We start from the raw sequence: 26461 nt of genomic DNA, 5'->3' as shown, positions 1-26461 counted from the left end.
TGGGGGCAAGTGTCCTTGTTATTTTCTAAAGACAACACACATCAAATGTGGGAGCTGGCTTGCCTGCGATAGCGGTGGTTCAGGCAATGATTATGCAAGATGACGCCGCCATCGCAGGCAAGCCAGCTCCCACACTTGGATCGACTTACTGGCCGGAGTTGATGGTGATCTTCTCGACCGCGCCTTGCTCCAGCTCCCACTTCTTCAGGATCTTGCCGTAGGTCCCATCATCAATCATGCCCTGCAACGCTTCACTGATCGCCGTGACCAACTCGGTGTTGCTCTTCTCAATCCCCAGCCCGGTGAACTGCTTGGAAATTGCCAGGCCCACCGGCTTGTACTTGCCCTTGTCCAGCGCCATCAAATAAGGAATCGTCTCGCTGCCCTGCATCGCCGCATCCAGGCGGTTCTGCTGCAACTGCGCGCGAGCATCCGCCGAGCCTTCAGTGCCAATCACCACGATGGCCGGCTTACCCGCCGCTTCGCAGTTTTGCTTGCTCCACGCGGCAATTTCCGACGGCCAGGTGGTACGGCGGCTGGTGCCGACTTTTTTACCGCACAGGTCAGTCAATTCCTTGAGGTCTTCACGCTTGGCCAGGGTGTACAGCTGCGGGCCGCTGGTGAAGTAGTCGATGAAAGTCACCGCCTTTTGGCGCTCGGCGGTGTCGCTCATGCCCGACAGCACAATGTCCACACGCTTGGTGGTCAGGCCGCTGAGCATTTGCTCGAAGCCGGTTTCCTGCCACTTGATCTTCACACCCAGGCGCTCGGCCAGGGCGTTGCCCAAGTCGAAGTCGAAACCCGTGAGCTTATTGGTGGCGGGGTCCTTGAAATCCATCGGTGGATAGTTCGGCACGATGGCCGCGCTGATCTCACCCTTGTCCTTGATTGCCGCCGGCAAAGCCGCGAAAACAACAGTGGAGGCCATCAGGCCTGCGAGCAACGTGGGGATAAACAATTTTTTCATGGGGGCGTTCTCGTTAGTTTTCTAGTTAAGTGCGAACGGCAGAAATAAAGCTTTGGGTACGCGGGTTTTGTGGGCTTATTAGAATTTCTTCAGGGCTGCCGGCTTCCACAATCTGGCCGGCATCCATAAACACCATGCGGTTGGACACTTCGCGAGCGAAGCCCAATTCATGGGTGACCACGATCATGGTCATGCCGGTGGTGGCCAAATCGCGCATCACCGACAGCACTTCGCCGACCAGCTCCGGGTCGAGGGCTGATGTGGGCTCGTCGAACAACATCAACTTGGGGCGCGTCGCCAACGCACGGGCAATTGCCACGCGCTGTTGCTGCCCGCCAGACAATTCCACCGGGTAAGCATTGCGTTTGTCCGCCAGGCCGACGCGAGCGAGCAACTCCAACGCATCCTCGATGGCTTCCTTGGGCGAGCGCTTGAGCACTTGGCACGGGCCTTCGATGATGTTCTGCAGCACGGTCATGTGCGGGAACAAATTAAAGCGCTGGAACACCATGCCGGTGGCCAGGCGCTGGCGGGCGATCTGCGCTTCATTCATCTCATGCAGCTTGTTGCCGATGACGCGGTAACCCACCAGTTCGCCGTCGACCCACAGGCCGCCCTTGTCGATTTTTTCCAGTTGGTTGACGCAACGCAGCAGGGTGCTTTTACCCGAGCCGGACGGGCCGATGATGCACATCACTTCGCCTTGCTCGACCTCGATATTGATGTCGCGCAGCGCGTGATACTGGTCGTAATACTTGTTCAGGTTGACGGCCTTGACGATGCTTCTCATGGGGCAAATCTCCTCAACCCAAACTTACGAACGCTTGCCGGCGCCGCGGGCAAAACGACGCTCGAGGCGGCTTTGACCAAATGAAAGAACAGTCACCACCGCCAGGTACCAGATGCCGGCCACAATCAGCAGCTCCATGACCCGGGCGTTGGCGTAGTAGATGTTTTGCGCGTTGTGCAGCAGCTCCGAGTACTGGATCACGCTGGCCAGGCTAGTCATTTTCACCATGCTGATGAACTCGTTGCCTACAGGCGGGATGATCACTCGCATCGCCTGCGGAAGAATGATCCTACGTAGCGCTTGCAGGCTCGGCATGCCGATGGACTTGGCGGCTTCGTACTGGCCGGTGTCGACCGACAGCAAGCCGGCGCGCACCACCTCGGCGGTGTAGGCGCCCTGGTTGATGCTCAAGCCGAGCAGGGCGGCCACGAACGGTGTCATCAGGTCGACGGTGTCGATGCTGAACAGGCCGGGAACCGCGATCACCGGGAAAATCAGCGCCAAGTTGAACCACAGCAGCAACTGCAGAATCAACGGCGTGCCACGGAACAGCCAGGTGTAGGTAATGGCCACATACCGCAGGATCGGGTTGGCCGACATGCGCATGATCGCCGTGATCACCCCGATCACCACGCCCAGCGCCATCGCCAGGATCGACATGACGATGGTGTTCACCAGGCCCCAGAGGATGGCCTCAGACGTAAGGAACTGACCGATGTAGGACCATTCGATCTGGCCGTTGGCGAATGCGCGCAACAGCGCGGCCAATACGATCACGATCAACGTGGCAAAAAACATCCGCCCGTAATAGCGACGCGGCACGTGTTCGTACTGCGTGATATCGAACTGGTTCTCGGACAACTTGCGCTCTATTTCCAAGCGCTTGGCCGGGGTTTGGTTCATGGTGATTCTCCAAAAAAGCGATTACCGCTCTACTCGATCCAACAGTTAAAACCCGATCCAATGTGGGAGCTGGCTTGCCTGCGAAAGCGCCAGCCCAAACACTACAAATCTCCCAGGCTTACATCCGAAACCCCTGATAACTCTCAGCCCATCGCTGTTGCTCAGCCAACGCCACCTTCAACCGCCCAATCTGCTCCCTGACCCGCTCCGGCGCCGTCCCACCCCACCCACTGCGCGCCGCAATCGCCGCCTCCAGGGTCAAGCAGTCCCGCACCTCAGGCAGCAACCGAGCATCCACCTCCGCCAACATCGCCGGCGAGGCTTCCCACAACTCAATCTCATGCTTCTCACAGGCCTGCACCAGCGCGCCGGTAATCTCATGGGCTTCTTTAAACGGCACACCACGGGTGGCCAACCAATCCGCCACCTCCGTCGCCAAGGTGAAGCCCATCGGCGCCTGGCGCCGCAGCTCTTCCACCTGCACCTTCATGGTCGCAACCATCCCGGCCATCGCCGGCAGTACCAGCAGCAAGGTGTCCACGCTGTCCAACACACTGTGCTTGTCTTCACTCAAATCGCGGTTGTACGACAGCGGCAACGACTTGAGCGTCGACATCAACCCGGTCAGGTTGCCAATCAAACGCCCAGCCTTGCCCCGCGCCAATTCGGCAATGTCCGGGTTCTTCTTCTGCGGCATGATCGAGCTGCCGGTGGCGTAGGCATCGTCCAACACCACCCAGCGAAACTGGCGCGACGACCACAGGCAAAACTCCTCCGACAGCCGCGAAATATTCACCCCGAGCATGCCCGCCACAAACAGAAACTCCGCCACATGGTCACGGCTGGCGACGGCGTCAATCGAGTTTTCGCACGGCCCGGTGTAGCCCATTTCCTTGGCCGAATGCTCCGGCTGGCGCGCAATCGCCGAACCGGCCATGGCTGCCGCACCCAACGGTGACAGCGCTGTACGCGCATCCCAATCCACCAAACGCTGCACATCCCGCAGCATCGACTGCGCATGAGCGAGCAAATGGTGGGCAAACACAATCGGCTGCGCCTGCTGCAAATGGGTAAAGCCGGGGCAGATGCTCTCGATATGCTGCTCAGCCTGCTCCACCAACGCCTGTTGCAGACCCAGCACCTCGGTAGTGATGGTGCGCGCATGGTCGCGTAGGAAAAGCCGCAGGTCATTGGCCGTCTGGTCGTTACGCGAACGCCCGGCGCGCAACTTGCCGCCCAAGGCGCCGAGGCGCTCGGTCAATACGCGTTCGATGAAGGTGTGCACGTCCTCGTCATCCAGGGTCGGATGCAGGCGGCCGGCAGCGAAGTCAGCGCCGATCCCCTCCAGGGTTTCGAGGGTACGCAAGGTCTCCGACTCATCCAGCAAACCGGCGCGCTGCAACTCACGGGCATGGGCACGGGAGCCGGCGAGGTCGTAGGGCGTCAGGCGAAAATAGCGCTCAGGGCAACGCGACAACGCGGCCAATGCAGCAGACGGACCGGTCTTGAAACGAGCGCCCCAAAGGCGGTCGGTGGGCTGGGACATGGGTATTCCTCACGCTTGTTTTTAGAAGAGTCGGAGGCAGTAAAAATAAGTTTTCAACTAGACTGAATCAGCGTCTGACGCGCCGTATTCAAGGTTGCCAAGGGCGGTTGTTTATGTTCATTATCGCCGCCTGGCTATGTTCAAGGACTGGGTTGAAGCCTGTTGAATATGGCACTTGAGGTCAACGCGTATTATGGAAACTCCACTTTCCACTTCTGGAAACCTACCGCCAAAACCCGGCACACGACCGCCCCTGCAACTGAGCGGGCTGGACTTCAAATTGCTGCGGGTATTTATGGCCGTGGTCGAAGCCGGCGGCTTCAGCGCCGCGCAAAACGAGCTGAACGTGGGCCTGGCAGCCATCAGCAAACAGATCTCTGACCTCGAGATTCGCATCGGCATGCGCCTGTGCACACGGGGCAGGGAAGGGTTTGGGCTGACCGAAGAAGGCAAGTTGGTGTATCAGGCGTCCATCGAGTTATTTACCTCGGTGGACAGTTTTCGCGACAAGCTTAGTTCGGCGCAAAACGAACTGATCGGCGACCTTAGTGTGGGGGTTATTGATAACACCGTGTCCGACGTTAATTCCCCGCTAATTACCGCGTTGGGGAAATTACATAGCGAATCGCCAAAGATTAGACTGCGCCTACATGCCTCGCAATTGGACGAAGTTGAACGTGGCGTGGTGGAAGGGCGCTTGATTGTCGGCATCGTCCCCGTCTACCAGCGCCGCGAAGAATTCGACTACTTCCCGCTGTACGAAGAAAAGGCCCACGCCTACTGCGCCGTAGGACACCCGCTCTTCACCGCGAACGACATTACGCCCGAGGTGCTGCGCCAATATGAAGTGGTCAACCACCGGTATGCGATCCATCGCGACAAGGCCAACTTCGTCAACTATGACAGCCAGTCCGCCTCGGCCTCGCAAGTCGAAGCCGTCGCGATCCTGATCCTCACCGGCCGCTTCCTCGGCTTCCTGCCCGAACACTACGCCGCGCCACTGGTAAGGGTAGGGCGCCTGCGCGCACTGTGCCCGGAGCACGTGCACCTGAGCACCTCCTTCAACCTGATCCTGCGCCATAACGCCCCGCGCAGCCCGATGGTAAAAGCCTTTGCGACGGCGTTGGGCGTAGAACTCAAGGCCTCTGTTTGATCAACCTGTGGTGAGCGGGCTTGCCCCGCGTTGGGCTGCGCAGCAGTCCCAATAAAAACGCCGCATGCTGTCAGACAGAATGCGGCGTTTGGTTTTAGGGCCGCTACGCGCCCCAGCGCGGGGCAAGCCCGCTCACCACAATGATCAGCGCAGCACTTTCGCCCGCTTCTTCTTCGCATGAAAATGCCGAAAATGCGCATCCTGCGCCGCCGCCAGCAACTCCCGATCCCCACGCGTATCGCCCCAGGCCCGCAGCCGATACTCGCCCAAATCGCCGTACACCGCCTCAAGCCGCAGCACCTTGTTCTCACACCGGCAGTTATTCCCGGTGAGCTTACCGGTCAGCACCCCATCCACCACCTCAAGCTCAGTCCCAATCAACTTGATCCCAAGACGATCGGCAAACGGCTGCAACACCAACGCCGGCGACGCCGAACACAGCGTCACCACCGCCCCCGAACCCAACTCCTGCTCCACCGACAGCACGCCGGCCGGCCGCATCAACCGCGCCCAATTGCGCTGGCAATACTCCTCGGCCTTCTGCTGCACCCACGCCTTCTCCACCCCGGTCATAAAGGTGCGGATCAATTGCGCCTTCAACTCATCCCGGCTGATCTGCTGCAACAAAAAGCGCAGACCTGGCACCGCCAGCTTGACCATCCGGCCATAAAACTCACCGGTGCCAAAGGCGAACTTGAGGAACGGCACGAAACTGTCGTGGTGGGTGAGGGTGCCGTCGAAGTCAAAGACGGAGAGTACTTTGGCGTCAGCGGGGCCGGCTTCGAGCATGTCTGGGTTCACGGGTTGGCCTCGGTCCTATCTAGTATTTTTTGAGTGTGCATCAGGTGTGACAGCAGGAGTTTACTCCCGTGCCAATCTTCCGACTTTGGCGTAAAGCCCCTCGGTGAAGGCATCCCGATCGCTCGACCGGTGACAACGCTGATGGCAATTGGGGCACAAGGCTACAGCATTGGAGATGCGATCCGAACCCTTCTGGGCGAGGTGCTTGACGTGATGTACTTCAAGAAATGGCAAACCGTCGACTTCAAAAGGCGCGTTTGAGCCGCAGCCTTCGCAGATGCCTTTGGCTTCTTTCAACACCCAGGCGCGGACCTTTGGATCGCGGACGAAGGCCGTGCTGACGGTCGATACCTTCTGGGGCTGGGCAATGCCGTCCGGTAGCTTAGGGAAAGGTTGCTGCTGCAGTTTGGACGCGCGGCGGATAAGCGTTTGCTCATCCGCTGTTTGGGCGGCGTCGTCGGATTCGAATACACCCTGTGCGGCGAGGGCTTGGCGGATACGTTGCTCTACGCCTGTGCCCACGTTCTTTGCAGGCTTATAGCCTTCTATGCGGTCCCAGCCCATACGCACAAGCACGGTGGAAATGTTTTGCATGCGGAACTCGATGGAGCCCTTTGCACGGCCTGCCACCGGGCCTTCACGGAGAAGGCGGTTTTCGAGCGCTTTGTTGAAAGGTTGGCCGCTCTTTTCCCAGGCCAACATCTTTAAGTACGCTTCGACCGCTGCTGCCAGTTCCGCGTCGTTCCAGTCCGTTTTGTCTTTCGTAATATCCATACAGCCGCCGAGGGTAGAAAACCCTCGGACGATACTGAGTAGCCATTATGGCGTCTACGAAATTTCCTACGCGTTGTTGGGCTTTGGCGGTCATTTACGTCAGTAAATTCGCTGCTTCGTTCGGAACGGTTGAATGAGCTTTCGCCACCACGGAGTTCTTACCGGCTCTCTGCGATAGGTTCGATTCACCAACAAATACGGCATATCCCTAAGACGTATCCAGCCTTCATCCTGCCAATGCAGAAGGTTTAGCGACATCTCTGGCCAATCCAACAGGCTCAATAGTGGTCGCTCCACCGTTCGTGGCTGACGCTCGTCCCGCAACGTCGGGACGACTTCGTGGGTGAGCCAACTGCGTAGTCGTCGGTTCTCTGGTGCGTAGTGATAGACCAGCAGTGCATATGCACCGGATTCGCTGATCATCAGCATTTCTTCCGGTTGACCGTGAAACAGCAACTTCAGGTATTGCCGTTGATCGTCATCGAGCTTTCGAGTCGTTCGCTCATCTAGGTAGCAGCCCATCAAGCGACCGAGGTCGCGCGCGCAGAACCACGGTTGGTTTTCTAAAAGGAGGGCATGTAGAAGAAGATTTTGTCGGGTGAAAATAATGGCAATTGAAGGCGCAGGTAGAACTACCTTCTTGGTGGCTGGTAAGTCGAGCTGATATGGACTAGGCATTTCCTATGACCTCTACGTGATTTTCGGAAGGGCCAGGGCCCAACGTAGAGAGCGGATTTAAGAAACTCCAACTGGCTAAGCCTCAGCGCAGCATTATTCCGCCTTTTAGGTCAGGCAGTGTTCTGCTGTGTGAGTGAGACGTCGCTTCCACGTTGGGCGTTTCTTAGGCACCGAAGCCCAGAGTAGAGCCGCTGGCTTATGAAAACAATAACGACATATTCCTGTTTCACTGTCGGAGATTTCTACAATTGGAAAAGTGTGCGAATATATAAAGGCTTTTTGCCAGCAACGGTTTCATATGGACGGGTAGCGGTGTGAATGTAATGCATCGTTAAATCGCTATTTTAAATGGAAAATGGAGATTTCAGGGATGTCGAGCACTTCTTTGGTAGTTGATAATATCTATGAGGATGCAAAGGATTTTCTGATTATAGGTATGACTGGTCGTACCGGGTCTGGGTGTACTACAGCGGCAAAGATACTCTGTGAAGAACGGCTCGACATACCTAGTGAGGGGTATGAAGGGTTGACCCGTAACGAGTTCAAAAAACATAAGATAATAAAGAGGTATATTGACGGTGGGAGTTGGGCACCATTTTATAGAATTGAAGCCAGTAGCCTTATTACATATCATTTACTTTTATTGTCTGATTGTGAGTTTTGCGAGTATATAAATCGATTTTCTTTCACTGCTCCAGTATCTGATGTTGAAGTCGCTAGTTTTTCTTCAACTCTGAGTGAGGTTCGAACTAGAGTTTTGAGTGTTGAAGAGACGCGTGACTCTACGGAAGATAAACGTATAAATGCTAATTTTGAACTGTACTTCGTAGAAATGCCCAAGGTTACCAATCTTTTTATGGGGTTTTTAGGAAGGGCAAGATTTACACAGGTTTATCAACAAGCTGGTGATAACGTTCGATCTTCAGGAGCGGCAAATAGCTCTGATTTTGTAGCGGCCGAGATTTTTAATTTTCCAAAACATTTGAATGTTTTGATTAAGTTGGCTCATAAGAAAGCACGCTTAGATAAAGTGCCTTGCCGGATCGTAATAGATGCAATCAGAAATCCCTATGAGGCATTTTTCCTTAAGCGGCGATATGCAAATTTTTATTTGGTTTCAATCAATACGTCAAATTTAGAAAGATTGAATAGCCTTAGAGGATATAGAAAACTATCTGATCACGAAATAAAAATTCTGGATGATAAGGAATATCCCGAGAAAATTTCAGGCATGAAAAAATTTGTTGCACAGAACGTACAAGAGTGTATTGAGATTTCTGATATACATATTTATAACTCGAAAAATAGTGAATTTACTCATAATGATTTAGTCAGTCAGTTAGCTTGGTATGTCACCTTGATGATGCATCCAGGTTTAGTCATGCCAACCTCAATCGAAAGCTGCATGCAGATCGCATACACGGCAAAGCAGAGTTCAGGATGCATCTCTCGGCAGGTTGGAGCAGTTGTTACTGATGAGAGTTATAGTGTCAAGGCAATTGGTTGGAATAATACTCCGCAGGGACAAACTCCTTGCATGTTGAGAAGCGCTGAGGATCTTCTGGAGGGGAGAAATAAGACTGACTATAGTGAGTATGAGTTGAAGTCTCCCGTTTTTAGAGAGGCGGTCTCTGCAAAATACTCTCAGCTAATTGCAACAAATAAAGAGTCTAATAGGAATTTTTCTTTCTGCTTCAAAAGCGTTCAAAATGAAATTGAGGGCGAGAAAAATCAGGTTCATACCCGAGCGCTGCATGCTGAAGAAAATGCGTTTATGCAGATAGCGAAGCATGGAGGACAGAAGTTGGCTGGTGGTGTGCTGTTCACCACGGCAAGCCCTTGTGAACTCTGTGCAAAAAAAGCGTATCAATTAGGCTTGAAGAAGATAGTTTATATAGATCCGTATCCAGGTATCGCAACGCAGCATATTTTGTCATCGGGACAAAATAAGCCTGAGCTTGAGCTTTTTAAAGGTGCTGTTGGGAGGGCGTTTTATCAGCTGTATCAGCCATTGATGCCTTATAAAGATGAGCTGGAGTTAGCTTTTGATATACCTAGCTATCATAATTCAGATAAGCCGTCTAAGGCGGTACTGAAGGAGAGGAATATTGAACTAGAGCGCATGAATAAACTACTGATGACGGAATTGGATGCCCTAAGATTGGCTGTCGCTGAGGCTAAGGCGTAGCTATTGAATAATCATGTTTTTGGTTAATAAAAACCCTGAGCTAGCTCAGGGTCTTTATTAGCTATGTATTTGCTTAGTCCCAGCTCAACGCCCCACCAGTCTGATATTCGATCACCCGGGTCTCAAAGAAATTCTTCTCTTTCTTCAAGTCCATAATCTCGCTCATCCACGGGAACGGATTCGTCGTCCCTGGATACTCTTCCTTCAACCCAATCTGCGACAGGCGACGGTTAGCGATGAACTTGAGGTAATCCTCCATCATCGCCGCATTCATCCCCAACACGCCGCGTGGCATGGTATCGCGAGCGTATTCAATCTCCAGCTGCGTCCCTTGCAGAATCATCTGGGTCGCTTCTTCCTTCATCTCGGCATCCCACAAATGCGGGTTTTCGATTTTGATCTGGTTGATCACATCGATACCGAAGTTCAGGTGCATCGACTCGTCGCGCAGGATGTACTGGAACTGTTCCGCCACGCCGGTCATTTTGTTGCGACGGCCCATGGACAGGATCTGGGTGAAGCCGCAGTAGAAGAAGATGCCTTCCAGGACGCAGTAGTAGGCGACCAGGTTGCGCAGCAGCTCTTTATCCGTCTCGACGGTGCCGGTTTCGAACTTCGGATCGGAGATCGAACGGGTGTACTTCAGACCCCAGGCAGCCTTTTTGGCGACCGAGGGAATCTCGTGGTACATGTTGAAGATCTCGCCTTCATCCATGGCCAACGATTCGATGCAGTACTGGTAGGCGTGGGTGTGGATCGCTTCTTCGAAGGCCTGGCGCAGGATGTACTGGCGGCACTCCGGGTTGGTGATCAGGCGGTACACGGCCAGCACGAGGTTGTTGGCCACCAGGGAGTCGGCGGTGGAGAAGAAGCCCAAGTTGCGCATGACGATGCGGCGTTCGTCGTCGGTCAGGCCTTCGGGGTTTTTCCACAGGGCGATGTCGGCGGTCATGTTGACCTCTTGCGGCATCCAGTGGTTGGCGCAGCCGTCGAGGTACTTTTGCCAGGCCCAGTCGTACTTGAAGGGCACGAGTTGGTTGAGGTCGGCACGGCAGTTGATCATGCGCTTTTCGTCGACGGCGACGCGGGCGGCGGAGCCTTCGAGTTCGGCGAGGCCTTCGGCGACGTCGAGTTTGTCGAGGGCGGCCTTGGCGCGGATGATCGCAGCGGAGTCGTTGGCGGTCACGTTACGGGCTTCCAGCGCGGCGGCGGCGCCGGCACCGTCGAGGCGGTCCATGTTGGCTTCGGTGGCGTGGCCGGCGTTGGCGCCTTTGGTGGCTACTTCGCCGTCTTCTTCTTTGTCGAATTCGTCCCAGCTCAGCATGACGTGTCGTCTCCTGCGTGAGGGCTCAAGGTGCCCGTGTGAAACCGGATGGTTGGGTGTTCACACGGCCCCAGGGCCGCGGTGGATCTTAAGGAATCGTTTGTTGCAGCAGCTAGCGCAGGCATTAAACGCAATAGGGTAACGGGTGCTCTGCGTGAGGCTTGAGGGGCGGAGCGGTAGGTGCTTGCTCCAGCGGAGGCCTCAGGTCTGGCTCTTCATCCCTGTGTAAAGGGATATTGCAGGCCCGATTTACCCGCGCATTGTAGGGGAAAAAAACCGGTTTGTGTTGAGGCGGATGGTCACGGAGACGGGCCCGAATGGCGTGTTTTTCGGCCAGAGTGCGGGTTTATAAGGCTTTGCTGCTGTTGGATTTTTTTGACGGGCGGCGGGATGTTTTTTGTAGGGCGGGGAGAGGAGTGGTGAGTCAGGCTTTATAGGGTGGGTGTGGCGGCTGTTGCTATCGGGGGCAAGCCCCCCTCCCACATTTGGGCGGTGTCGGGCTTGGGGTCGGTTCTTGGCCGCAAGATCGATTTCTTGCGGCGACCAAGATCCGAGTTGAATCTAAATAACCAAGTTATTACCCGTTAGAGCAACCATTGCCCATCACATGGTAATTAAGAATATGACGCTGACCTTGTGAGTCTTCGTATTCCATCTTTACCGGTACAACTTCGCATACTTCTGGAATGTTGCTCATGGACAGTACTTTTGCTACGTCCAGATGGGTGCTGTAAGTGTAGTCCTCAACGACCGGGGTGTTGCGACCAGCTACGTCAGTCGGGGCTTCGTCGGCCAGGGCGGCGGTGGCGCACAGGCTGCTGAGGGCCATAACTACTAAAGCTTTCATTTCTCTATTTACCTTCTTCAGGGCGAAAGGGGTCACGGGACCCTTGTGAGGCCACGTGTGTAACTTAAGAGTTGGGAAGTTCGGATTAACGTTGCCTTCGTGGGGGCTGTTGCGTTGTTAATCACTGCTGTATTTAACTAAAGTGCCGTGTTGGCGGAAGTGATTTTAGGCCCTCAGGTTATATTCATATACCCGTACTTTTGATAAACACTGTTGGCGGTTTTTGTAACAATCCTGTGGTAAAGCTTTTTTCACAATGCTGCGAAGCGCCGCAGGCCGCGGGCTAGAGGTGCAGGAGGGGATATCAGGGCAATTTGTAGGGGCTTGTTACTACCATCGTCGAATGGTTCTATAGGCCAGCCCCGGCTACAACAGGGCCATACAACAACAACTATGTCACCGAGGTAAGAAAGATGAGTGCGGCTTCCCTGTACCCCGTTCGCCCCGAAGTAGCAGCCAACACGCTGACCGACGAGGCAACCTACAAGGCCATGTACCAGCAGTCGGTGGTCAACCCCGATGGCTTCTGGCGCGAGCAAGCCAAGCGCCTCGACTGGATCAAGCCTTTCACCACGGTGAAGCAGACTTCTTTCGACGATCACCATGTCGACATCAAGTGGTTTGCCGATGGCACCTTGAACGTTTCCTACAACTGCCTGGACCGTCACCTCGCCGAGCGTGGCGACCAGGCAGCGATCATCTGGGAGGGCGATGACCCTGCCGAGAGCCGCACCATCACCTACCGCGAGCTGCATGAAGAAGTCTGCAAGTTCGCCAACGCCCTGCGTGGCCAGGATGTGCACCGCGGCGACGTGGTGACGATCTATATGCCGATGATCCCCGAAGCCGTGGTCGCCATGCTGGCCTGTACCCGCATCGGTGCGATTCACTCGGTGGTGTTTGGCGGTTTCTCGCCGGAGGCCCTGGCCGGTCGCATCATCGACTGTAAGTCGAAGGTGGTGATCACTGCAGACGAAGGCATCCGCGCCGGTAAGAAAATTCCACTGAAGGCCAACGTCGACGACGCCCTGACCAACCCGGAAACCAGCAGCATCCAGAAGGTCATCGTGTGCAAGCGCACCAATGGCCAGATCAAGTGGAACCAGCATCGCGACATCTGGTACGAAGACCTGATGAAAGTGGCGGGCACCGTGTGTGCGCCCAAAGAGATGGGCGCCGAAGAAGCGCTGTTCATCCTCTACACCTCTGGCTCCACCGGCAAGCCCAAGGGCGTGCAGCACACCACCGGCGGCTACCTGTTGTATGCGGCCCTGACCCATGAGCGTGTGTTCGACTACCGCCCAGGCGAAATCTACTGGTGCACCGCCGACGTCGGCTGGGTCACTGGCCATACTTATATTGTCTACGGCCCGCTGGCCAATGGCGCGACCACCTTGCTGTTCGAAGGCGTGCCGAACTACCCGGATATCACGCGGGTGGCGAAGATCGTCGACAAGCACAAGGTCAATATTCTCTACACCGCCCCGACCGCGATCCGCGCGATGATGGCTTCCGGCACCGCCGCTGTTGAAGGCGCCGATGGCAGCAGCCTGCGTTTGCTCGGTTCGGTGGGGGAGCCGATTAACCCAGAGGCGTGGGACTGGTACTACAAGAACGTCGGCCAATCCCGTTGCCCGATCGTCGACACCTGGTGGCAGACCGAAACCGGCGGCAACATGATGAGCCCATTGCCGGGCGCGCATGCGCTCAAACCGGGTTCGGCGGCACGCCCGTTCTTCGGCGTGGTGCCGGCGCTGGTGGACAACCTCGGCAACCTGATCGAAGGCGCCGCCGAAGGTAACCTGGTGATCCTCGATTCGTGGCCAGGCCAGGCGCGTACGCTGTTTGGCGACCATGACCGCTTCGTCGACACCTACTTCAAGACGTTCCGTGGCATGTACTTCACCGGTGACGGTGCGCGGCGTGACGAGGACGGTTACTACTGGATCACCGGGCGTGTGGACGACGTGTTGAACGTGTCCGGCCACCGCATGGGCACCGCCGAGATTGAAAGCGCGATGGTTGCGCACCCGAAAGTTGCCGAAGCGGCCGTCGTCGGTGTGCCGCACGACATCAAAGGGCAGGGCATCTATGTGTATGTCACGCTCAAAAATGGCGAAGAGCCGAACGAAGCGCTGCGCCTGGAGTTGAAAAACTGGGTGCGCAAGGAGATCGGGCCGATTGCTTCGCCGGACGTGATCCAATGGGCGCCGGGCTTGCCGAAGACGCGCTCGGGGAAAATCATGCGGCGGATTCTGCGCAAGATTGCCACGGCCGAGTATGACGGGTTGGGGGATATCTCCACCCTGGCGGATCCGGGCGTGGTGGCGCATTTGATTGAGACGCACAAGACCATGAACGTCGCGTAACGCGGGTTAGTGGGACCAAGCCCCATCCGGCGTGAGTCGGGTGGGGCTTTTTTGTGGGATCTTGAAACCAATGGAGATCAAATGTGGGAGGGGGCTTGCCCCCGATGGCAGTGTGTCAGTGGCCATATTTGGCGCTGGTCCACCGCTATCGGGGGCAAGCCCCCTCCCACATGGGATCTGCGCCAGTCAAATAAATATCGGTTTTTCGTGTAGGGCGTTTCTGAATGTTACCGCCAGCCCTGAATGTGTAACCTCGCGCCCAGACATGAGGCAATGTGCTACGCCCATGCCCCGAAAAACCGCGTTCCAGACACCCCCAGAAATAAGATTAAACGCCACACTTGCCGTGCTAGAAGGGTTTGCGAATAATAGGCCCGCAATTTGCAGCGTCTACAGGTTTAATGTCTTTTGTCTCTGCATAAAATCCAGAGGCTGTCAATGAGTTGGAACCGCTTTCTCGGTGCTTCTGTAAATTGTTGTCGCATTGAGGAAATATCGGCTTCCGGCCTGTCGTTAGAATGCCGATCACTCGCTCGTCGTCTCCGGTGTGTAACTGGTGTAGGACGCAGCAGCGCAATTCGGTTTCCCTTACGTCGCATCGTGGGCCATGGCTCATACTGCTGTTTTGCCCTATACCGATGGAGTCCCAAGATGAAGAAACTCGTGCTGTTGGGCGCCCTGGCGCTGTCCGTGCTGTCCATGCAGGCTTTCGCTGAAGGCAAGCCTCTGAAAATAGGTATCGAAGCGGCTTACCCTCCGTTTGCTTCCAAAGCGCCCGATGGCAGCATCGTCGGTTTTGACTACGACATCGGCAACGCCCTGTGCAAGCAGATGGACGTGAAGTGCACCTGGGTCGAACAAGAGTTCGACGGCCTGATCCCAGCGCTGAAAGTGCGCAAGATCGACGCGATCCTGTCGTCCATGTCCATCACGGAAGACCGTAAGAAGTCCGTGGACTTCACCAACCGCTATTACCTGAGCCCAGCGCAACTGGTGATGAAGGAAGGCACCACCGTCAGCGACAGCCTGGATGAATTGAAGGGCAAGAAAATCGGCGTGCAACGCGGTTCGATCCACGATCGTTTCGCCAAGGAAGTCCTGGCCCCTAAAGGCGCCACGGTTGTGCCTTACAGCTCGCAGAACGAAATCTACCTGGACGTGGAAGCCGGTCGCCTCGACGGCACCGTGGCTGACGCTACCCTGCTGCAAGACGGCTTCCTGAAAACCCCAGCCGGTAAAGGTTACGCGTTCGTGGGCCCACAGTTCACCGACCCCAAGTACTTCGGCGACGGCATCGGCATCGCTGTACGTAAAGGCGACAAGGAAAACCTGGACCGCATCAACGCAGCCATTGCCGCGATCCGTGCCAATGGTGAGTACAAGAAAATCCAGGACAAGTACTTCGACTTCGATATTTACGGCGCTGACCCTAAGTAAATCGTCGCAACGGTCTGTCCAAAATGGCGCAAGCAACAGAATTCCTGCGGTTTGCGCCATTTTTTCATCCCCCTTTTCGAGGACCTGAATCATGTTGAAAGGCTACGGGGCCGTCATCCTCGATGGCGCATGGTTGACGCTTCAGCTCGCCTTGTCGTCCATGGCCTTGGCCATTGTTCTGGGTCTGATCGGGGTCGCGTTACGCCTGTCGCCGGTGCGCTGGTTGGCCTGGCTGGGTGACTTGTACTCCACGGTGATCCGCGGGATCCCGGACCTGGTGCTGATCCTGCTGATTTTCTACGGCGGTCAGGACCTGCTCAACCGCGTCGCGCCGATGCTCGGCTACGACGACTATATCGACTTGAACCCCTTGGCCGCCGGTATCGGCACCCTGGGTTTCATCTTCGGCGCCTACCTGTCGGAAACCTTCCGCGGCGCCTTCATGGCCATTCCCAAGGGTCAGGCCGAAGCCGGCCTTGCGTATGGCATGAGCAGTTTCCAGGTGTTTTTCCGGGTGATGGTGCCGCAAATGATCCGGCTGGCGATCCCTGGTTTTACCAACAACTGGCTGGTTCTCACCAAGGCTACTGCGCTGATTTCGGTGGTGGGCCTGCAAGACATGATGTTCAAGGCCAAGCAGGCGGCAGATGCCACCCGCGAGCCTTTTACCTTCTTCCTCGCAGTGGCGGCGATGTACCTGGTGATCACCAGCGTGTCGTTGTTGGCCCTGCGTTCTCTTGAGAAGCGCTACTCGGTAGGCGTAAGGGCGGCTGATCTATGATCTTCGACTACAACGTCATCTGGGAGGCCATGCCGCTGTACCTTGGCGGCCTGCTGACCACCCTGAAACTGCTCGCCATCTCGCTGTTCTTCGGCCTGCTCGCTGCCTTGCCCCTGGGCTTGATGCGCGTGTCCAAGCAGCCGATCGTCAACGGTGCGGCCTGGCTCTACACCTATGTGATTCGCGGCACGCCGATGCTGGTGCAGCTGTTTTTGATCTACTACGGCCTGGCCCAATTCGAGGCGGTGCGCGAAAGCGTCCTGTGGCCGCTGCTGTCCAGCGCGACTTTCTGCGCGTGCCTGGCCTTTGCGATCAACACCAGCGCCTACACCGCCGAGATCATTGCCGGCAGCCTCAAGGCCACGCCGAACGGCGAGATCGAAGCGGCCAAGGCCATGGGCATGTCGCGCTACAAGCTGTACCGCCGCATTTTGCTGCCGTCGGCCCTGCGCCGTGCGCTGCCGCAGTACAGCAACGAAGTGATCATGATGCTGCAGACCACCAGCCTGGCGTCCATCGTCACCCTGATCGACATCACCGGTGCCGCACGCACGGTGAACGCGCAGTTCTACCTGCCGTTCGAAGCCTATATCACCGCCGGTGTGTTCTACCTGTGCCTGACCTTCATCCTGGTGCGCCTGTTCAAGTTGGCCGAGCGCCGCTGGCTGAGCTACCTGGCTCCACGGAAGCACTGATATGGAACGTATCGATCACCTGTTGCCCTGGGGCCACCTGGGCTGCGAGCGCCAGCTGAGCGTATTCCGTTTCGGCAAGGGCGAGCGCAAGGCCTATATCCAGGCCAGCTTGCACGCCGATGAATTGCCCGGCATGCGCGCCGCCTGGGAGCTGAAAAAGCGTCTCACCGAACTGGAACAGCAAGGCGCCCTCAACGGCGTGATCGAGCTGGTGCCGGTGGCCAACCCGATGGGCCTTGGCCAGTTGCTGCAAGGCAGCCACCAGGGTCGTTTCGAAGTGGGCAGCGGCAAGAACTTCAACCGCGATTTTGTTGAGTTGAGCGAGCCGGTCACTGAGCTGCTCAAGGGCAAGTTGGGCGATGATCCTCATGCCAACGTGCGCATGATCCGCCAGGCCATGAACGATGTGCTCAGCGCATTGCCAGAGCCGAGCAGCCAGTTGCAGGGCATGCAGCGCATCCTGCTCCGCCACGCGTGCACCGCCGATGTGGTGCTCGACCTGCATTGCGATGCCGAAGCCGCGCTGCACATGTACGCGCTGCCGCAGCACTGGCCGCAGTGGCGCTCGCTGTCGGCGCACTTGAATGTGAGAGTCGGCCTGTTGGCGGAAGACTCCGGCGGCAGTTCGTTCGATGAGGCCTGTTCGCTGCCATGGCTGCGTTTATCCCAGGCGTTCCCTGGGGCGCAGATCCCGCTGGCCTGTCTGGCGACGACGCTGGAACTGGGCGGCCAAGCCGACACCGGACGCGATGAAGCGATCTTCCACGCCGAAGGCATCCTCGCGTTCCTCGCCGAGCAGGGCTTGATCAAGGGGGAATGGCCCGCGCCGCAGTTCGAACCCTGTGAAGGCCTGCCGTTTGAAGGCACCGAACTGCTGTTCGCGCCCCACGCCGGGGTGATCAGTTACCTGCGTAAAGCCGGTGATGTGGTCGAAAAAGGCGAGCCGATTTTTGAAGTGATTGACCCCTTGGAAGACCGCGTCAGCACGATTTGCGCGGGCACCTCGGGGGTGTTGTTTGCCGTTGAACGGCTACGTTATGCCCAAGCGGGTTTCTGGCTGGCCAAGGTGGCGGGGCGCGAAGCGCTGCGTCACGGGCGCTTGCTCAACGACTGACCACCTGTTTTTGTGAGAACCGACCGCATGTACAAACTTGAAGTCCAAGACCTGCATAAACGCTATGGCAGTCATGAAGTGCTCAAAGGTGTGTCCCTGGCCGCCGCGGCCGGTGATGTGATCAGCATCATCGGTTCCAGTGGTTCAGGCAAAAGTACCTTTTTGCGCTGCATCAACCTGCTGGAGCAACCCCACGCCGGCAAGATCCTGCTCAACAATGAAGAGCTGAAGCTGGTGGCCAACAAGGACGGCGCCATGAAGGCCGCCGACCCTAAGCAACTGCAGCGCATGCGTTCGCGCCTGTCCATGGTGTTCCAGCATTTCAACCTGTGGTCGCACATGACCGCGCTTGAAAACGTGATGGAAGCACCGGTGCACGTGCTGGGCATGTCGAAGAAAGACGCGCGTGAAAAGGCCGAGCACTACCTGGCCAAAGTCGGCGTGGGCCATCGTAAGGATGCGTTCCCCGGCCACATGTCCGGCGGCGAGCAGCAGCGCGTGGCGATTGCCCGTGCCCTGGCGATGGAGCCGGAGGTGATGCTGTTCGACGAACCCACCTCGGCCCTCGACCCGGAGCTGGTCGGCGAAGTGCTCAAGGTGATGCAGGACCTGGCCCAGGAAGGCCGCACCATGGTGGTGGTGACCCACGAAATGGGCTTTGCCCGTGAAGTGTCGAACCAGTTGGTGTTTTTGCACAAAGGCATCGTCGAAGAGCGTGGCAACCCGCGTGAAGTACTGGTGAACCCGCAGTCCGAGCGGTTGCAGCAGTTCCTGTCCGGCAGCTTGAAATAATTCCTGCTTGTGGGGTTGGCTCTGTGTGGGAGGGGGCAAGCCCCCTCCCACATTGATCTTCATTGTTTTTGAGATTTGTGTTGGTTTACGGGCTAGCATTGGCCCTTGTCTTCATTACTGTTACAGGCTTCGGATAGCACTCCATGACCGCCCACAAAATTGGTTTCCTGATTTGGCCCAGCACAAAAGCACTGACGCTTGCGCTGGCTGAGGAGGCCTTGCGCGTTGCTCAGCGGGTGCATCCGGATGTGGTGTATGAACTCTCGTTCCTGCAGGCCGAACCGCCCGCCGAAGGCGACTGGCAACTGCCGGGCGTGCCGTGGGCCGGCAAGCTTGAGGGCTTCCAGAAACTGTTCCTGCTGGCGGACGAACCGCCGACCGTGATCGCGTCACAACTGAGCACTGCGCTCAAGCAATTGGTGCGCGCCGGGTGCGTGATCGGCGGCCTATCGGCCGGTGTCTACCCGCTGGCCCAACTCGGTTTGCTCGATGGCTACCGCGCCGCCGTGCACTGGCGCTGGCAGGACGATTTCGCCGAACGCTTCCCCAAAGTCATCGCCACCAGCCATCTGTTCGACTGGGACCGCGACCGCCTGACCGCCTGCGGTGGCATGTCGGTACTCGACCTGCTGTTGGCGGTACTCGCCCGTGACCACGGCGCCGAACTGGCCGGTGCGGTGTCCGAAGAGTTGGTGGTGGAGCGCATCCGCGAAGGCGGCGAGCGCCAGCGTATCCCTCTGCAAAACCGCTTGGGCTCCAGCCATCCGAAGCTGACCCAGGCGGTGTTGCTGATGGAAGCGAATATCGAGGAGCCGCTGACCACCGACGAAATCGCCCAGCACGTGTGTGTGTCGCGACGACAACTCGAGCGCATCTTCAAGCAGTACCTCAATCGTGTCCCCAGCCAGTACTACCTGGAATTGCGCCTGAACAAAGCGCGCCAGATGCTCATGCAAACCAGCAAGTCGATCATCCAGATCGGCCTGTCGTGCGGTTTCTCCTCGGGGCCGCACTTCTCCAGCGCCTACCGCAACTTCTTCGGCGCCACCCCTCGCGAAGACCGCAACCAGCGACGCAGCAGCAGCCCATTCGAGTTGTCGTCGGTACCCTCCGAGCGCGGCTGATTATTCCTCCATGGGTTCAGTGGCGTCCGGTCGCACCAACGGGTTGCCGGCGGCATCCTGGGTGGCCTCTCTGATGCCGAAGTCGTTACCGGTGAGTAAATAGCACTGGCGCAGATGCTCCAGGCTTTGCACCGACAGCGGGTTACCGCTCAGGTCGGACGCGCCGTTGAGCCGTGGCGCCAGGTCGATGATGTCTGCCGGTATCTCGGTGATCAGGTTGTCGCTCAAGTCCAGCACGCCCAGTTCGCGCAATTCAAACAGGCCGCGGGGGATTTCGCTGATCTGGGTGTCCTGCAGGTACAGCGAATCCAGTTGGTTGAGCTGACTGACGTCCGGCGTGATACCCAGCGGGTTTTCGCTCAAATCAAGGTACCTGAGGGTGCTCATGCCTGACAGTGCATCGGCGCTGGCAGCCGTCAGTCGAATGTTGGACTCCGCCAGGGTCAGGCTGGTCAGCCTGTGCATATCGAATACCCGCTGGGGAACAGCGCCCAAGCCGAGTTTGGACAGGATCAGGGTGTCGAGTTGCAGGAAGCGCTGTAGGAGCCCGTCGACGTTTGTGGTGGCGCCTTCGCCTCCCAGTTCCAGCAGCGAAACATGGTCGAAGCGTGCGGACAGTTCCGGCAACGCCCCCATCAATGGACTCTCGAACACTATTCTGTGGGTGATGGCGCCGTTGGTTTCGTCCAGTTCGGTCTCCCTGCGCCACGCCTCTTCCAGCAGTGCCTTGAAGGCCAGGCGGTTGAATTGCTCCTGAGCCCGCATCACAGCGTCCAGCGGAACGTCCAGGATGGGGTGTCGTGTGGGGATATCCAGGGCCCATTGCTGCAGGTCGGTCATCAGTTGGTGGAATTCGCGTTCAAGGCCTTCAATCGCCGGCGCCGCTGCTTCCAGGTCGCCGGGTAATTCAAAGAAAAAGCGATTGGCTTCGTTGTCGGTAAACGTGGGATACAGGGCCTTGATCCGCTCGCTCAGTGCGGTAGGAGGGTCGGCTTTCAGGTGTTCGCCGGTTCGTTGGCAATAGCGTTTGACCTGCGCCAGTGCCTGGTTTGTCAGGGGGTTACGGGACAGGTCGAAGGCGCCGGTCACCTCGGGGCGTAGCTTGAATACCGCGTCGGGAATCTGGGTGATCCGGTTACCGCTCAAGTTGATCTGCGTGCGCGCTACCGGTGTCAGCAAGCTGTCGGGAATTTGAGTGAGGCCGGTATGTTCAAGGTTGAGGCGAGACAGCCGTGGTAAGCGGCCGAATTCCGGCACCCATTCCAGCGCATTGTGGCTGAGGTCGAGTAAATCCAGGGCGTCCAGGGTGACAAGTGAGGCCGCGCTGTCGGCAGACAAGGTGAGTGCGCAGTAGCGCAGGCTTAAAGACGTGAGCTGCGGCAGTTCGAGCAGCGGGCCAGGAATATCGCCCATTGTGTAATGCCCAATCGACAAGTGATTGAGTGTCGGGAAACCCCTTAAAAACGGGGCTGAGTGCAAAGGGAACGGACCGTCTTCGCCTTGCAGCCGCAGCGCGGATACGTGGCTGAATACGCTGTCCAGCGGCGGGAACTCACCTTCAATCGGCTGTAGATGCTCAAGCGTGTAGGTAGGAATGGCTTGAGGGCTGTTGTTGTCCAGCGGGGTTTCCCGCCGCCAGCACGCCTGGAGCGAGTGCTGGAAGGCCAGGCGCCGGGCTTGTTCCTCGGGGGATGCCGCACTGCTGACCCAGCGGTTCAGGTCGCTATTCAAGCCTTGGTATTGCTGATGCAGGCGGGCCAGTTCGACTCGGCCGGTTTCCAGGTTTCCGGGTAAGCCGAAAATCAGGCGGTTGACCTCGTCTGTGCTGAAGCTCGGGAACAGCGTATTGACCTGCTCGACCTCCTCGCTGGGCGCATCGATGTCCCAGTGGCGGCCGGTCCTCAGGAAGTAGGCTTTGACGTGCTCCAGGGTCTGCAGGGAAAGTGGATTGTTGGAAAGGTCGAACTCCTTTCGGGTATCGCCGGGCAGCTCGAAAAAAGCCGCCGGCAGTTCACTGATCTGGTTGTCGGATAGCACGGCCAGTTCCAGTTGAGGGCGGCTCAAAAGTCCCGTGGGTAGCGCCGTGATGCCTGTGGAGGACAGGTCCAGGTCGCGTAGCTCAGGCAGGTTTTCGATGTTGGGAATAAGGCCCAAGGGGTTGTTGTACAGGTCCAGGGCCCGGAGCCGGCTGAGGGTGGTCAACGTGATGTGGCTGATGGGTGTCAGGGTGATGTTGCATTCGCTGAGGATCAGCGCATTTAGATGCCCCAATGTACCGATCGTCCCAGGGAGGCTGTGGAGTCGGATCTTCCTCAGGCTCAGATGACGAAGCCTGGGGAACAGCTGTAGAAACGTATCAACCTCCAATGCCTCGCCACGGCCGGTGATCTCCAGTTTGGAAATGTGATCGAAGCGCACCCGTAGCGACGGTAGTTCGCCGGAGACGGGGTGGAGCAGCGTCAGTACCTGGCCGTTTCGCTCGGGCACGTCGAAATACGGGTCGACTTCGGTTTCCTGGCGCCAGCAGCGTCTGAGCTCTTGTGCCCAAAGGTGTCGATTTTGTTTGTTGTTTCCGTACTCCGAACGGCTGATGCGCACCTCGGTACCGGGGTATAGCCGGGGGGTGTTGACCACCCAGGTGTCCAGGTCTCGGCCCAGCTGTTGATATTCCTGCTTCAGTGCAGTGAGTCGCGGTTGAGCCCCACCGGGGTGGGTTTGCAAGTTGTGAATCAGTTGGCTGATTTGTTCGGCGGTGCGCGCAGGGAAGAGCTGTTGTGCCTGTTCTTCCAGGGAAGGCCGGTGGCTCGGGCCGGCGCTCGACTCCCCGGGCGCCGCACGATAGCCGTCCATGCCCAGCAGGCGCAGATGCGTGCGGGTGTCGCGGGGTGGTGGCGCGGGGTGGGCGATGATCAGTTTTTTCAGCGGTGCACGCTCCAGTGCGTGGGCAGCCAGTGCCTGCTTGAGTTGGGGGGCTTGACCGATTCGCAGGCTCAGGGCATCGCGTTCACTGTCGGGAAGGGCCTGGAGCATGGCGGTGTACAGATCCGTCTGCCCAAACAGCGGGCCTTCGCTGTCGTGTGGGGTGTAACGCCCATCAGGTTCGCGAATCAGGGTTCTAAGGGTGGGCGCTGCCGGTGTGCCAATCGCGTCGATGAGCGTAGAGGCCGGTGCCGGTCGGCGGATCTCCATGCGCACGGTGCCTGTCCACCCTGGCAGTCTTTCGAGGGAATGCAGGGCCAGCCGGTGGGTGTCGAGGTCGTCGACGGCGTCCAGGAACAGGCCTTCGTAGGTGTGATTGAGATGGGCTTGTTCCTGCAGTGTTTTGGCCAGTTCCGCCAGGCGTGGCGCCAGCGTGTCTTGGTCGAGTTGTTGCAGTTCCTCGCTGTTTGCGCTGTGCAGTATGGCCTCGGCGGCGCTGGCAGGCAGTCCGGGAGTGGCGTCGACCAGCACTTTTTGCCGCGCGTCCGCAGGGCGGTCAAGGAGCAGGTAGCGTGACTCGAAGAGTTCCGTGCGGTGTGATCGGGCCAGGCCGGCCAGCTTTTTACGCAGGTTGGCGGCGCGCGCTCGCGTGGACAGGGTCGGGTCACCGAAGTATTCGCCCAGCAGTGCCTTTTGCTGCGGCTCATCAAGGGCGTCGAGCAGGGTGTGCAACAGGTCCCCGTTTTGCAGTTGGGCTTCTTGGATCAGAATGACGCGGGCCTGTTTATCCCCGGCAAACTCCCACAGGCGTTGACCTTGGGCATCGACAAAACGCAGGGTCGCGGTCTTGGGCCACTGGCCCAGGTTAGTGAGCAGTTGCAGTTGTGTCTGGATGTCGGCATGCCCATAGACCTGCGGGTCATCGCTGCTCATTTGCCGTATGAAGTCCTGCAAGCCCTGGTCGATCTTGAAACGTTCCAGGGTGTCGAGCAGGAGCGCGGGCGGGGGATGGCCGGTGGCGTACATCTTGCGTAACGCGCCTTCTTCGGTAGCGCTGATGCGGCGCACATTGGCCAGTTGTTCGTGGGTCAAACCCTGGGTGTGCGGGCCCAGGCGTTGCATAAGGGTCTGGCTGTCCCAACTCAGGGGGCGGTCCAACTCGGTCAGCCAGGCACCCTTGCCGTTGGTGGTCAAGGGCGGGCGGTACGCGTTGGGCCGGGACGGATGTTGCAGGTAAGGCTGCTCGGTGATCGGGTCGCTTTGTACCACCAGCATGCCCTTGGCATGGGGCAGTACCTTTATGCCGTTATAGGGGTGCAGGCCCTGCACGTTGGGGTAGGAGTGCTTGGCCAGCGTGAGGTCGTGGGCATAGGGTGAGAGGTCGGGTTTCCACAGGCGCGCCTGGCCATCTGGCAATATCACGGGCTTGAGACGCTCGAAAAACGCCCAGGCCTCGGGCGGTAGCAGCTTGCGCAAGGCGCCAGTGGCCAAAGGCGCACCCGCAATGAACAGCCCCAGTTGTATGCCCTGTTCGACGAACGACAGCAAATGCCTGAAGGCTTCGCTGACCTCGCCTTCGGCCCAGTCGATAATCCACTCGAAGGCTTCATCGAGCATCTGGTAGGCGGTATAGCCGAGCATCACCAGGCCAATCGGCGGAATAAAGGGCGCAGCAATAAAGGCGGCGATTTGCAGCAGCGTCGAAGCAATTTTCTGAAAGACGCTCCAGCGCTCCCAGCGCACCTTCTGATCGACGCTGGCGGTGGACACGGCGAGGGCTTTCGCGTCCCGGTACACCTTGTTGAGCTTTTGCAGGTACAGGTGTTGGAATAGGTCGCCTTGGATGACATGGCCACCGAATGTCAGATGAGGGTTGTCGATAGGCGTGTCGCGCCACGTCGGCAGCGGGTCGCCCCGTGTGTGTGGGTGCCAGGTGACGCGGGACAGTCGGTGATTGAGGTCGGCGAAAAACTCCCCGCGCTCGTCGTGGTGGATGAAACGGCTGAAAAACTGTTGATACTCGACGGTGCGCAAGTTGTTTCCCAAGGCCTTCATGAAGGCGGCGGGGGAGGGGTATTGTTTGAGCGGCGCGTAGGGGTCGTCCGGGATGTAGGCGATCATCGGAACGTCGTGACGGCTGCCCAGGCTCTGCGAAAACAGCACGATGCCGGTCAGTGTGCTCGACATGATGCTCAGGTCGTAACACTGCAGGGGCGCGCCGGGTTTACCGCCACTTTGTGGGCTGAGCAGGCGTTGCAACAGCACAAAGGACTGGTCGTCGAGCAGGTCTTTTTTCATCCAGGCTATTTGCAGGGCAACGGCCAGGTCCGCTTTGTGGGTGGTGTCGAGCTTGAGTCGCAGTCGGGTCACGGCCACCGCGTTCCGGGCATCGAAGAATTGATCCAGGTAGTGTTGGTACCGACCGCCTATATCGAGTTCGCGGCACAGGGCGGTGAACTGGGCCACGCTGATGCGTGCGTCAAGCGTGGGCAAAGGCTCGAACTGGCCATCGTGGCGCGGCTGCGTGATGAAGCCCGACTGGGCTTCAAAGGCTTCACCCGCTTCGAAGTTATGCAAGGCGGCGTCCAGCAGGGAGACGGTCCAGGTCCGGGCTGCGCCGGTGCGGATGGGAAACCACGGGACAGTCTGGGGCACGTAAAACCGCAGGTAGGTAGCCCGTACATCGAGGTCCATGCCGAAGCGCTGCTTGAGTAACTGTTGCAGCAGTGGAGCGCCAAAATCGGCGGGTGACAGCAGGTTGTTCATCGCCTGATCCACCTGGTTTTGCGCGACCCAGGCCGCCCCGACGAGGGCTTTGAGGGTGTCATGTTCCCTGGGGGTTGCGGTTTTGTACCAGTCGGCAATGGCGGCTTGCCCGCGACTGAGGGCCGCACGCTTGGCTGGCGAGGCGTTGATGACCCAGGCGGGTATCGACTGTTTGAGGGTTTCCTCATGCACGTCGGCGTAGGCGTTCAAGGGCGGGGTGTGGAGGGGGATGGAGGATGGGGTCACGAGCGCGGTCCTTTGCATGATCAAGAAGGCTGTCAGCAAAGCAATCCGGCGCCGGCACTCGGCGGTAGATAAATAACCTGCCGGCATTCCCGCTGCCTAAGACGGCGTGGAACGTTTAAACTGCGCCATTGCGACGCTATTTGTCGCATTGGCGTAAACCCGCGTAAAACGGGGGTTGGCGCTATAAGAAGTTGTCGCTTGGCGGCAAGGCCGCTCTGAAAACTGTCCTTACAATCCCTGCATCGCC

Annotated in this window: 19 protein-coding genes; 9 read left to right on the top strand and 10 right to left on the bottom strand. The window is 58.0% G+C overall.

Going from position 1 to position 26461, the window contains the following annotated elements:
- Window positions 1-145 precede the first annotated feature (145 nt).
- The 4 genes from QCBJ_RS18210 to argH form a co-directional block, all read right to left on the bottom strand.
- On the bottom strand, window positions 146-967 hold the full coding sequence (locus QCBJ_RS18210; RefSeq protein WP_046036446.1) for an ABC transporter substrate-binding protein: 822 nt from the start codon (window positions 965-967) through the stop codon (window positions 146-148).
- A gap of 25 nt (window positions 968-992) precedes the next feature.
- Entirely contained in the window at window positions 993-1757 is a 765-nt protein-coding gene (locus QCBJ_RS18205) for an amino acid ABC transporter ATP-binding protein (protein ID WP_102061285.1), read from the bottom strand.
- Between the two features lie 24 nt (window positions 1758-1781).
- On the bottom strand, window positions 1782-2660 hold the full coding sequence (locus QCBJ_RS18200; protein WP_102061284.1) for an amino acid ABC transporter permease: 879 nt from the start codon (window positions 2658-2660) through the stop codon (window positions 1782-1784).
- A 118-nt stretch (window positions 2661-2778) separates the two neighbouring features.
- Complete coding sequence (gene argH / locus QCBJ_RS18195; protein WP_046036443.1) at window positions 2779-4206, bottom strand: argininosuccinate lyase; 1428 nt, start codon at window positions 4204-4206, stop codon at window positions 2779-2781.
- Window positions 4207-4399: 193 nt separating this feature from the next.
- Here argH and QCBJ_RS18190 point away from each other — a divergent pair, with 193 nt between their 5' ends.
- Entirely contained in the window at window positions 4400-5359 is a 960-nt protein-coding gene (locus QCBJ_RS18190) for a LysR family transcriptional regulator (RefSeq protein WP_102061283.1), read from the top strand.
- A gap of 144 nt (window positions 5360-5503) precedes the next feature.
- Here QCBJ_RS18190 and QCBJ_RS18180 read toward each other — a convergent pair whose 3' ends face one another.
- The 3 genes from QCBJ_RS18180 to QCBJ_RS18170 all read right to left on the bottom strand — a co-directional run bounded on the left by QCBJ_RS18180 (window position 5504) and on the right by QCBJ_RS18170 (window position 7612).
- On the bottom strand, window positions 5504-6148 hold the full coding sequence (locus QCBJ_RS18180) for an HAD-IB family hydrolase (protein ID WP_102061282.1): 645 nt from the start codon (window positions 6146-6148) through the stop codon (window positions 5504-5506).
- A 72-nt stretch (window positions 6149-6220) separates the two neighbouring features.
- Window positions 6221-6934: an HNH endonuclease signature motif containing protein gene (locus QCBJ_RS18175; RefSeq protein ID WP_046036440.1), complete on the bottom strand. Its 714-nt coding sequence runs from the start codon at window positions 6932-6934 to the stop codon at window positions 6221-6223.
- 99 nt (window positions 6935-7033) lie between these two features.
- Entirely contained in the window at window positions 7034-7612 is a 579-nt protein-coding gene (locus tag QCBJ_RS18170) for a Bro-N domain-containing protein (RefSeq protein ID WP_102061281.1), read from the bottom strand.
- 370 nt (window positions 7613-7982) lie between these two features.
- Here QCBJ_RS18170 and QCBJ_RS18165 point away from each other — a divergent pair, with 370 nt between their 5' ends.
- Complete coding sequence (locus QCBJ_RS18165) at window positions 7983-9800, top strand: deaminase (RefSeq protein WP_102061280.1); 1818 nt, start codon at window positions 7983-7985, stop codon at window positions 9798-9800.
- A 73-nt stretch (window positions 9801-9873) separates the two neighbouring features.
- Here the strand turns inward: QCBJ_RS18165 and QCBJ_RS18160 are convergent, their stop codons facing one another.
- Both QCBJ_RS18160 and QCBJ_RS18155 read right to left on the bottom strand, forming a co-directional pair.
- The gene (locus QCBJ_RS18160; protein WP_102061279.1) at window positions 9874-11124 is read right to left on the bottom strand and encodes a ribonucleotide-diphosphate reductase subunit beta; all 1251 of its coding nucleotides are present in this window, start codon (window positions 11122-11124) and stop codon (window positions 9874-9876) included.
- 577 nt (window positions 11125-11701) lie between these two features.
- Window positions 11702-11971 (bottom strand): DUF2790 domain-containing protein, encoded by a 270-nt coding sequence (locus QCBJ_RS18155; protein ID WP_093545463.1) that lies wholly within the window; start codon window positions 11969-11971, stop codon window positions 11702-11704.
- A 413-nt stretch (window positions 11972-12384) separates the two neighbouring features.
- Here QCBJ_RS18155 and acs point away from each other — a divergent pair, with 413 nt between their 5' ends.
- The 7 genes from acs (at window position 12385) to QCBJ_RS18120 (ending at window position 20283) form a co-directional block, all read left to right on the top strand.
- Complete coding sequence (gene acs, locus QCBJ_RS18150) at window positions 12385-14340, top strand: acetate--CoA ligase (RefSeq protein ID WP_015885483.1); 1956 nt, start codon at window positions 12385-12387, stop codon at window positions 14338-14340.
- Window positions 14341-14991: 651 nt separating this feature from the next.
- Entirely contained in the window at window positions 14992-15777 is a 786-nt protein-coding gene (locus tag QCBJ_RS18145; RefSeq protein WP_015885482.1) for an ABC transporter substrate-binding protein, read from the top strand.
- Between the two features lie 91 nt (window positions 15778-15868).
- Entirely contained in the window at window positions 15869-16558 is a 690-nt protein-coding gene (locus QCBJ_RS18140) for an ABC transporter permease (protein ID WP_015885481.1), read from the top strand.
- Window positions 16555-17253, top strand: coding sequence for an ABC transporter permease (locus QCBJ_RS18135; RefSeq protein WP_015885480.1), 699 nt, complete (start codon window positions 16555-16557; stop codon window positions 17251-17253). The genes QCBJ_RS18140 and QCBJ_RS18135 overlap by 4 nt, the downstream gene beginning before the upstream one ends.
- Window position 17254: 1 nt before the next feature.
- Window positions 17255-18367 (top strand): succinylglutamate desuccinylase/aspartoacylase family protein, encoded by a 1113-nt coding sequence (locus tag QCBJ_RS18130; RefSeq protein ID WP_102061278.1) that lies wholly within the window; start codon window positions 17255-17257, stop codon window positions 18365-18367.
- A gap of 27 nt (window positions 18368-18394) precedes the next feature.
- Entirely contained in the window at window positions 18395-19159 is a 765-nt protein-coding gene (locus QCBJ_RS18125) for an ABC transporter ATP-binding protein (protein WP_003214336.1), read from the top strand.
- Between the two features lie 143 nt (window positions 19160-19302).
- Entirely contained in the window at window positions 19303-20283 is a 981-nt protein-coding gene (locus QCBJ_RS18120) for a GlxA family transcriptional regulator (RefSeq protein WP_015885478.1), read from the top strand.
- Here the strand turns inward: QCBJ_RS18120 and QCBJ_RS18115 are convergent, their stop codons facing one another.
- Window positions 20284-26214, bottom strand: coding sequence for a dermonecrotic toxin domain-containing protein (locus QCBJ_RS18115; RefSeq protein ID WP_256581521.1), 5931 nt, complete (start codon window positions 26212-26214; stop codon window positions 20284-20286). It lies immediately after the preceding gene.
- Window positions 26215-26461 lie beyond the last annotated feature (247 nt).

Source organism: Pseudomonas sp. QC2, assembly GCF_002859085.1.
GTDB lineage: Bacteria > Pseudomonadota > Gammaproteobacteria > Pseudomonadales > Pseudomonadaceae > Aquipseudomonas > Aquipseudomonas petroselini.
The sequence above is the reverse complement of the archived record's forward strand: the minus strand, read 5'-3'. Positions and strand labels throughout refer to the sequence as shown.

What these genes read in the sequence shown, in the direction of transcription:
- QCBJ_RS18170 (WP_102061281.1), bottom strand. Translation starts at nt 7,612, where the DNA reads ATGCCTAGTCCATATCAGCTCGACTTACCAGCCACCAAGAAGGTAGTT.
- QCBJ_RS18135 (WP_015885480.1), top strand. Translation starts at nt 16,555, where the DNA reads ATGATCTTCGACTACAACGTCATCTGGGAGGCCATGCCGCTGTACCTT.
- QCBJ_RS18160 (WP_102061279.1), bottom strand. Translation starts at nt 11,124, where the DNA reads ATGCTGAGCTGGGACGAATTCGACAAAGAAGAAGACGGCGAAGTAGCC.
- QCBJ_RS18155 (WP_093545463.1), bottom strand. Translation starts at nt 11,971, where the DNA reads ATGAAAGCTTTAGTAGTTATGGCCCTCAGCAGCCTGTGCGCCACCGCC.
- QCBJ_RS18130 (WP_102061278.1), top strand. Translation starts at nt 17,255, where the DNA reads ATGGAACGTATCGATCACCTGTTGCCCTGGGGCCACCTGGGCTGCGAG.
- argH (WP_046036443.1), bottom strand. Translation starts at nt 4,206, where the DNA reads ATGTCCCAGCCCACCGACCGCCTTTGGGGCGCTCGTTTCAAGACCGGT.
- QCBJ_RS18120 (WP_015885478.1), top strand. Translation starts at nt 19,303, where the DNA reads ATGACCGCCCACAAAATTGGTTTCCTGATTTGGCCCAGCACAAAAGCA.
- QCBJ_RS18165 (WP_102061280.1), top strand. Translation starts at nt 7,983, where the DNA reads ATGTCGAGCACTTCTTTGGTAGTTGATAATATCTATGAGGATGCAAAG.
- QCBJ_RS18200 (WP_102061284.1), bottom strand. Translation starts at nt 2,660, where the DNA reads ATGAACCAAACCCCGGCCAAGCGCTTGGAAATAGAGCGCAAGTTGTCC.
- QCBJ_RS18180 (WP_102061282.1), bottom strand. Translation starts at nt 6,148, where the DNA reads ATGCTCGAAGCCGGCCCCGCTGACGCCAAAGTACTCTCCGTCTTTGAC.
- QCBJ_RS18175 (WP_046036440.1), bottom strand. Translation starts at nt 6,934, where the DNA reads ATGGATATTACGAAAGACAAAACGGACTGGAACGACGCGGAACTGGCA.
- QCBJ_RS18190 (WP_102061283.1), top strand. Translation starts at nt 4,400, where the DNA reads ATGGAAACTCCACTTTCCACTTCTGGAAACCTACCGCCAAAACCCGGC.
- QCBJ_RS18210 (WP_046036446.1), bottom strand. Translation starts at nt 967, where the DNA reads ATGAAAAAATTGTTTATCCCCACGTTGCTCGCAGGCCTGATGGCCTCC.
- acs (WP_015885483.1), top strand. Translation starts at nt 12,385, where the DNA reads ATGAGTGCGGCTTCCCTGTACCCCGTTCGCCCCGAAGTAGCAGCCAAC.
- QCBJ_RS18125 (WP_003214336.1), top strand. Translation starts at nt 18,395, where the DNA reads ATGTACAAACTTGAAGTCCAAGACCTGCATAAACGCTATGGCAGTCAT.
- QCBJ_RS18140 (WP_015885481.1), top strand. Translation starts at nt 15,869, where the DNA reads ATGTTGAAAGGCTACGGGGCCGTCATCCTCGATGGCGCATGGTTGACG.
- QCBJ_RS18145 (WP_015885482.1), top strand. Translation starts at nt 14,992, where the DNA reads ATGAAGAAACTCGTGCTGTTGGGCGCCCTGGCGCTGTCCGTGCTGTCC.
- QCBJ_RS18205 (WP_102061285.1), bottom strand. Translation starts at nt 1,757, where the DNA reads ATGAGAAGCATCGTCAAGGCCGTCAACCTGAACAAGTATTACGACCAG.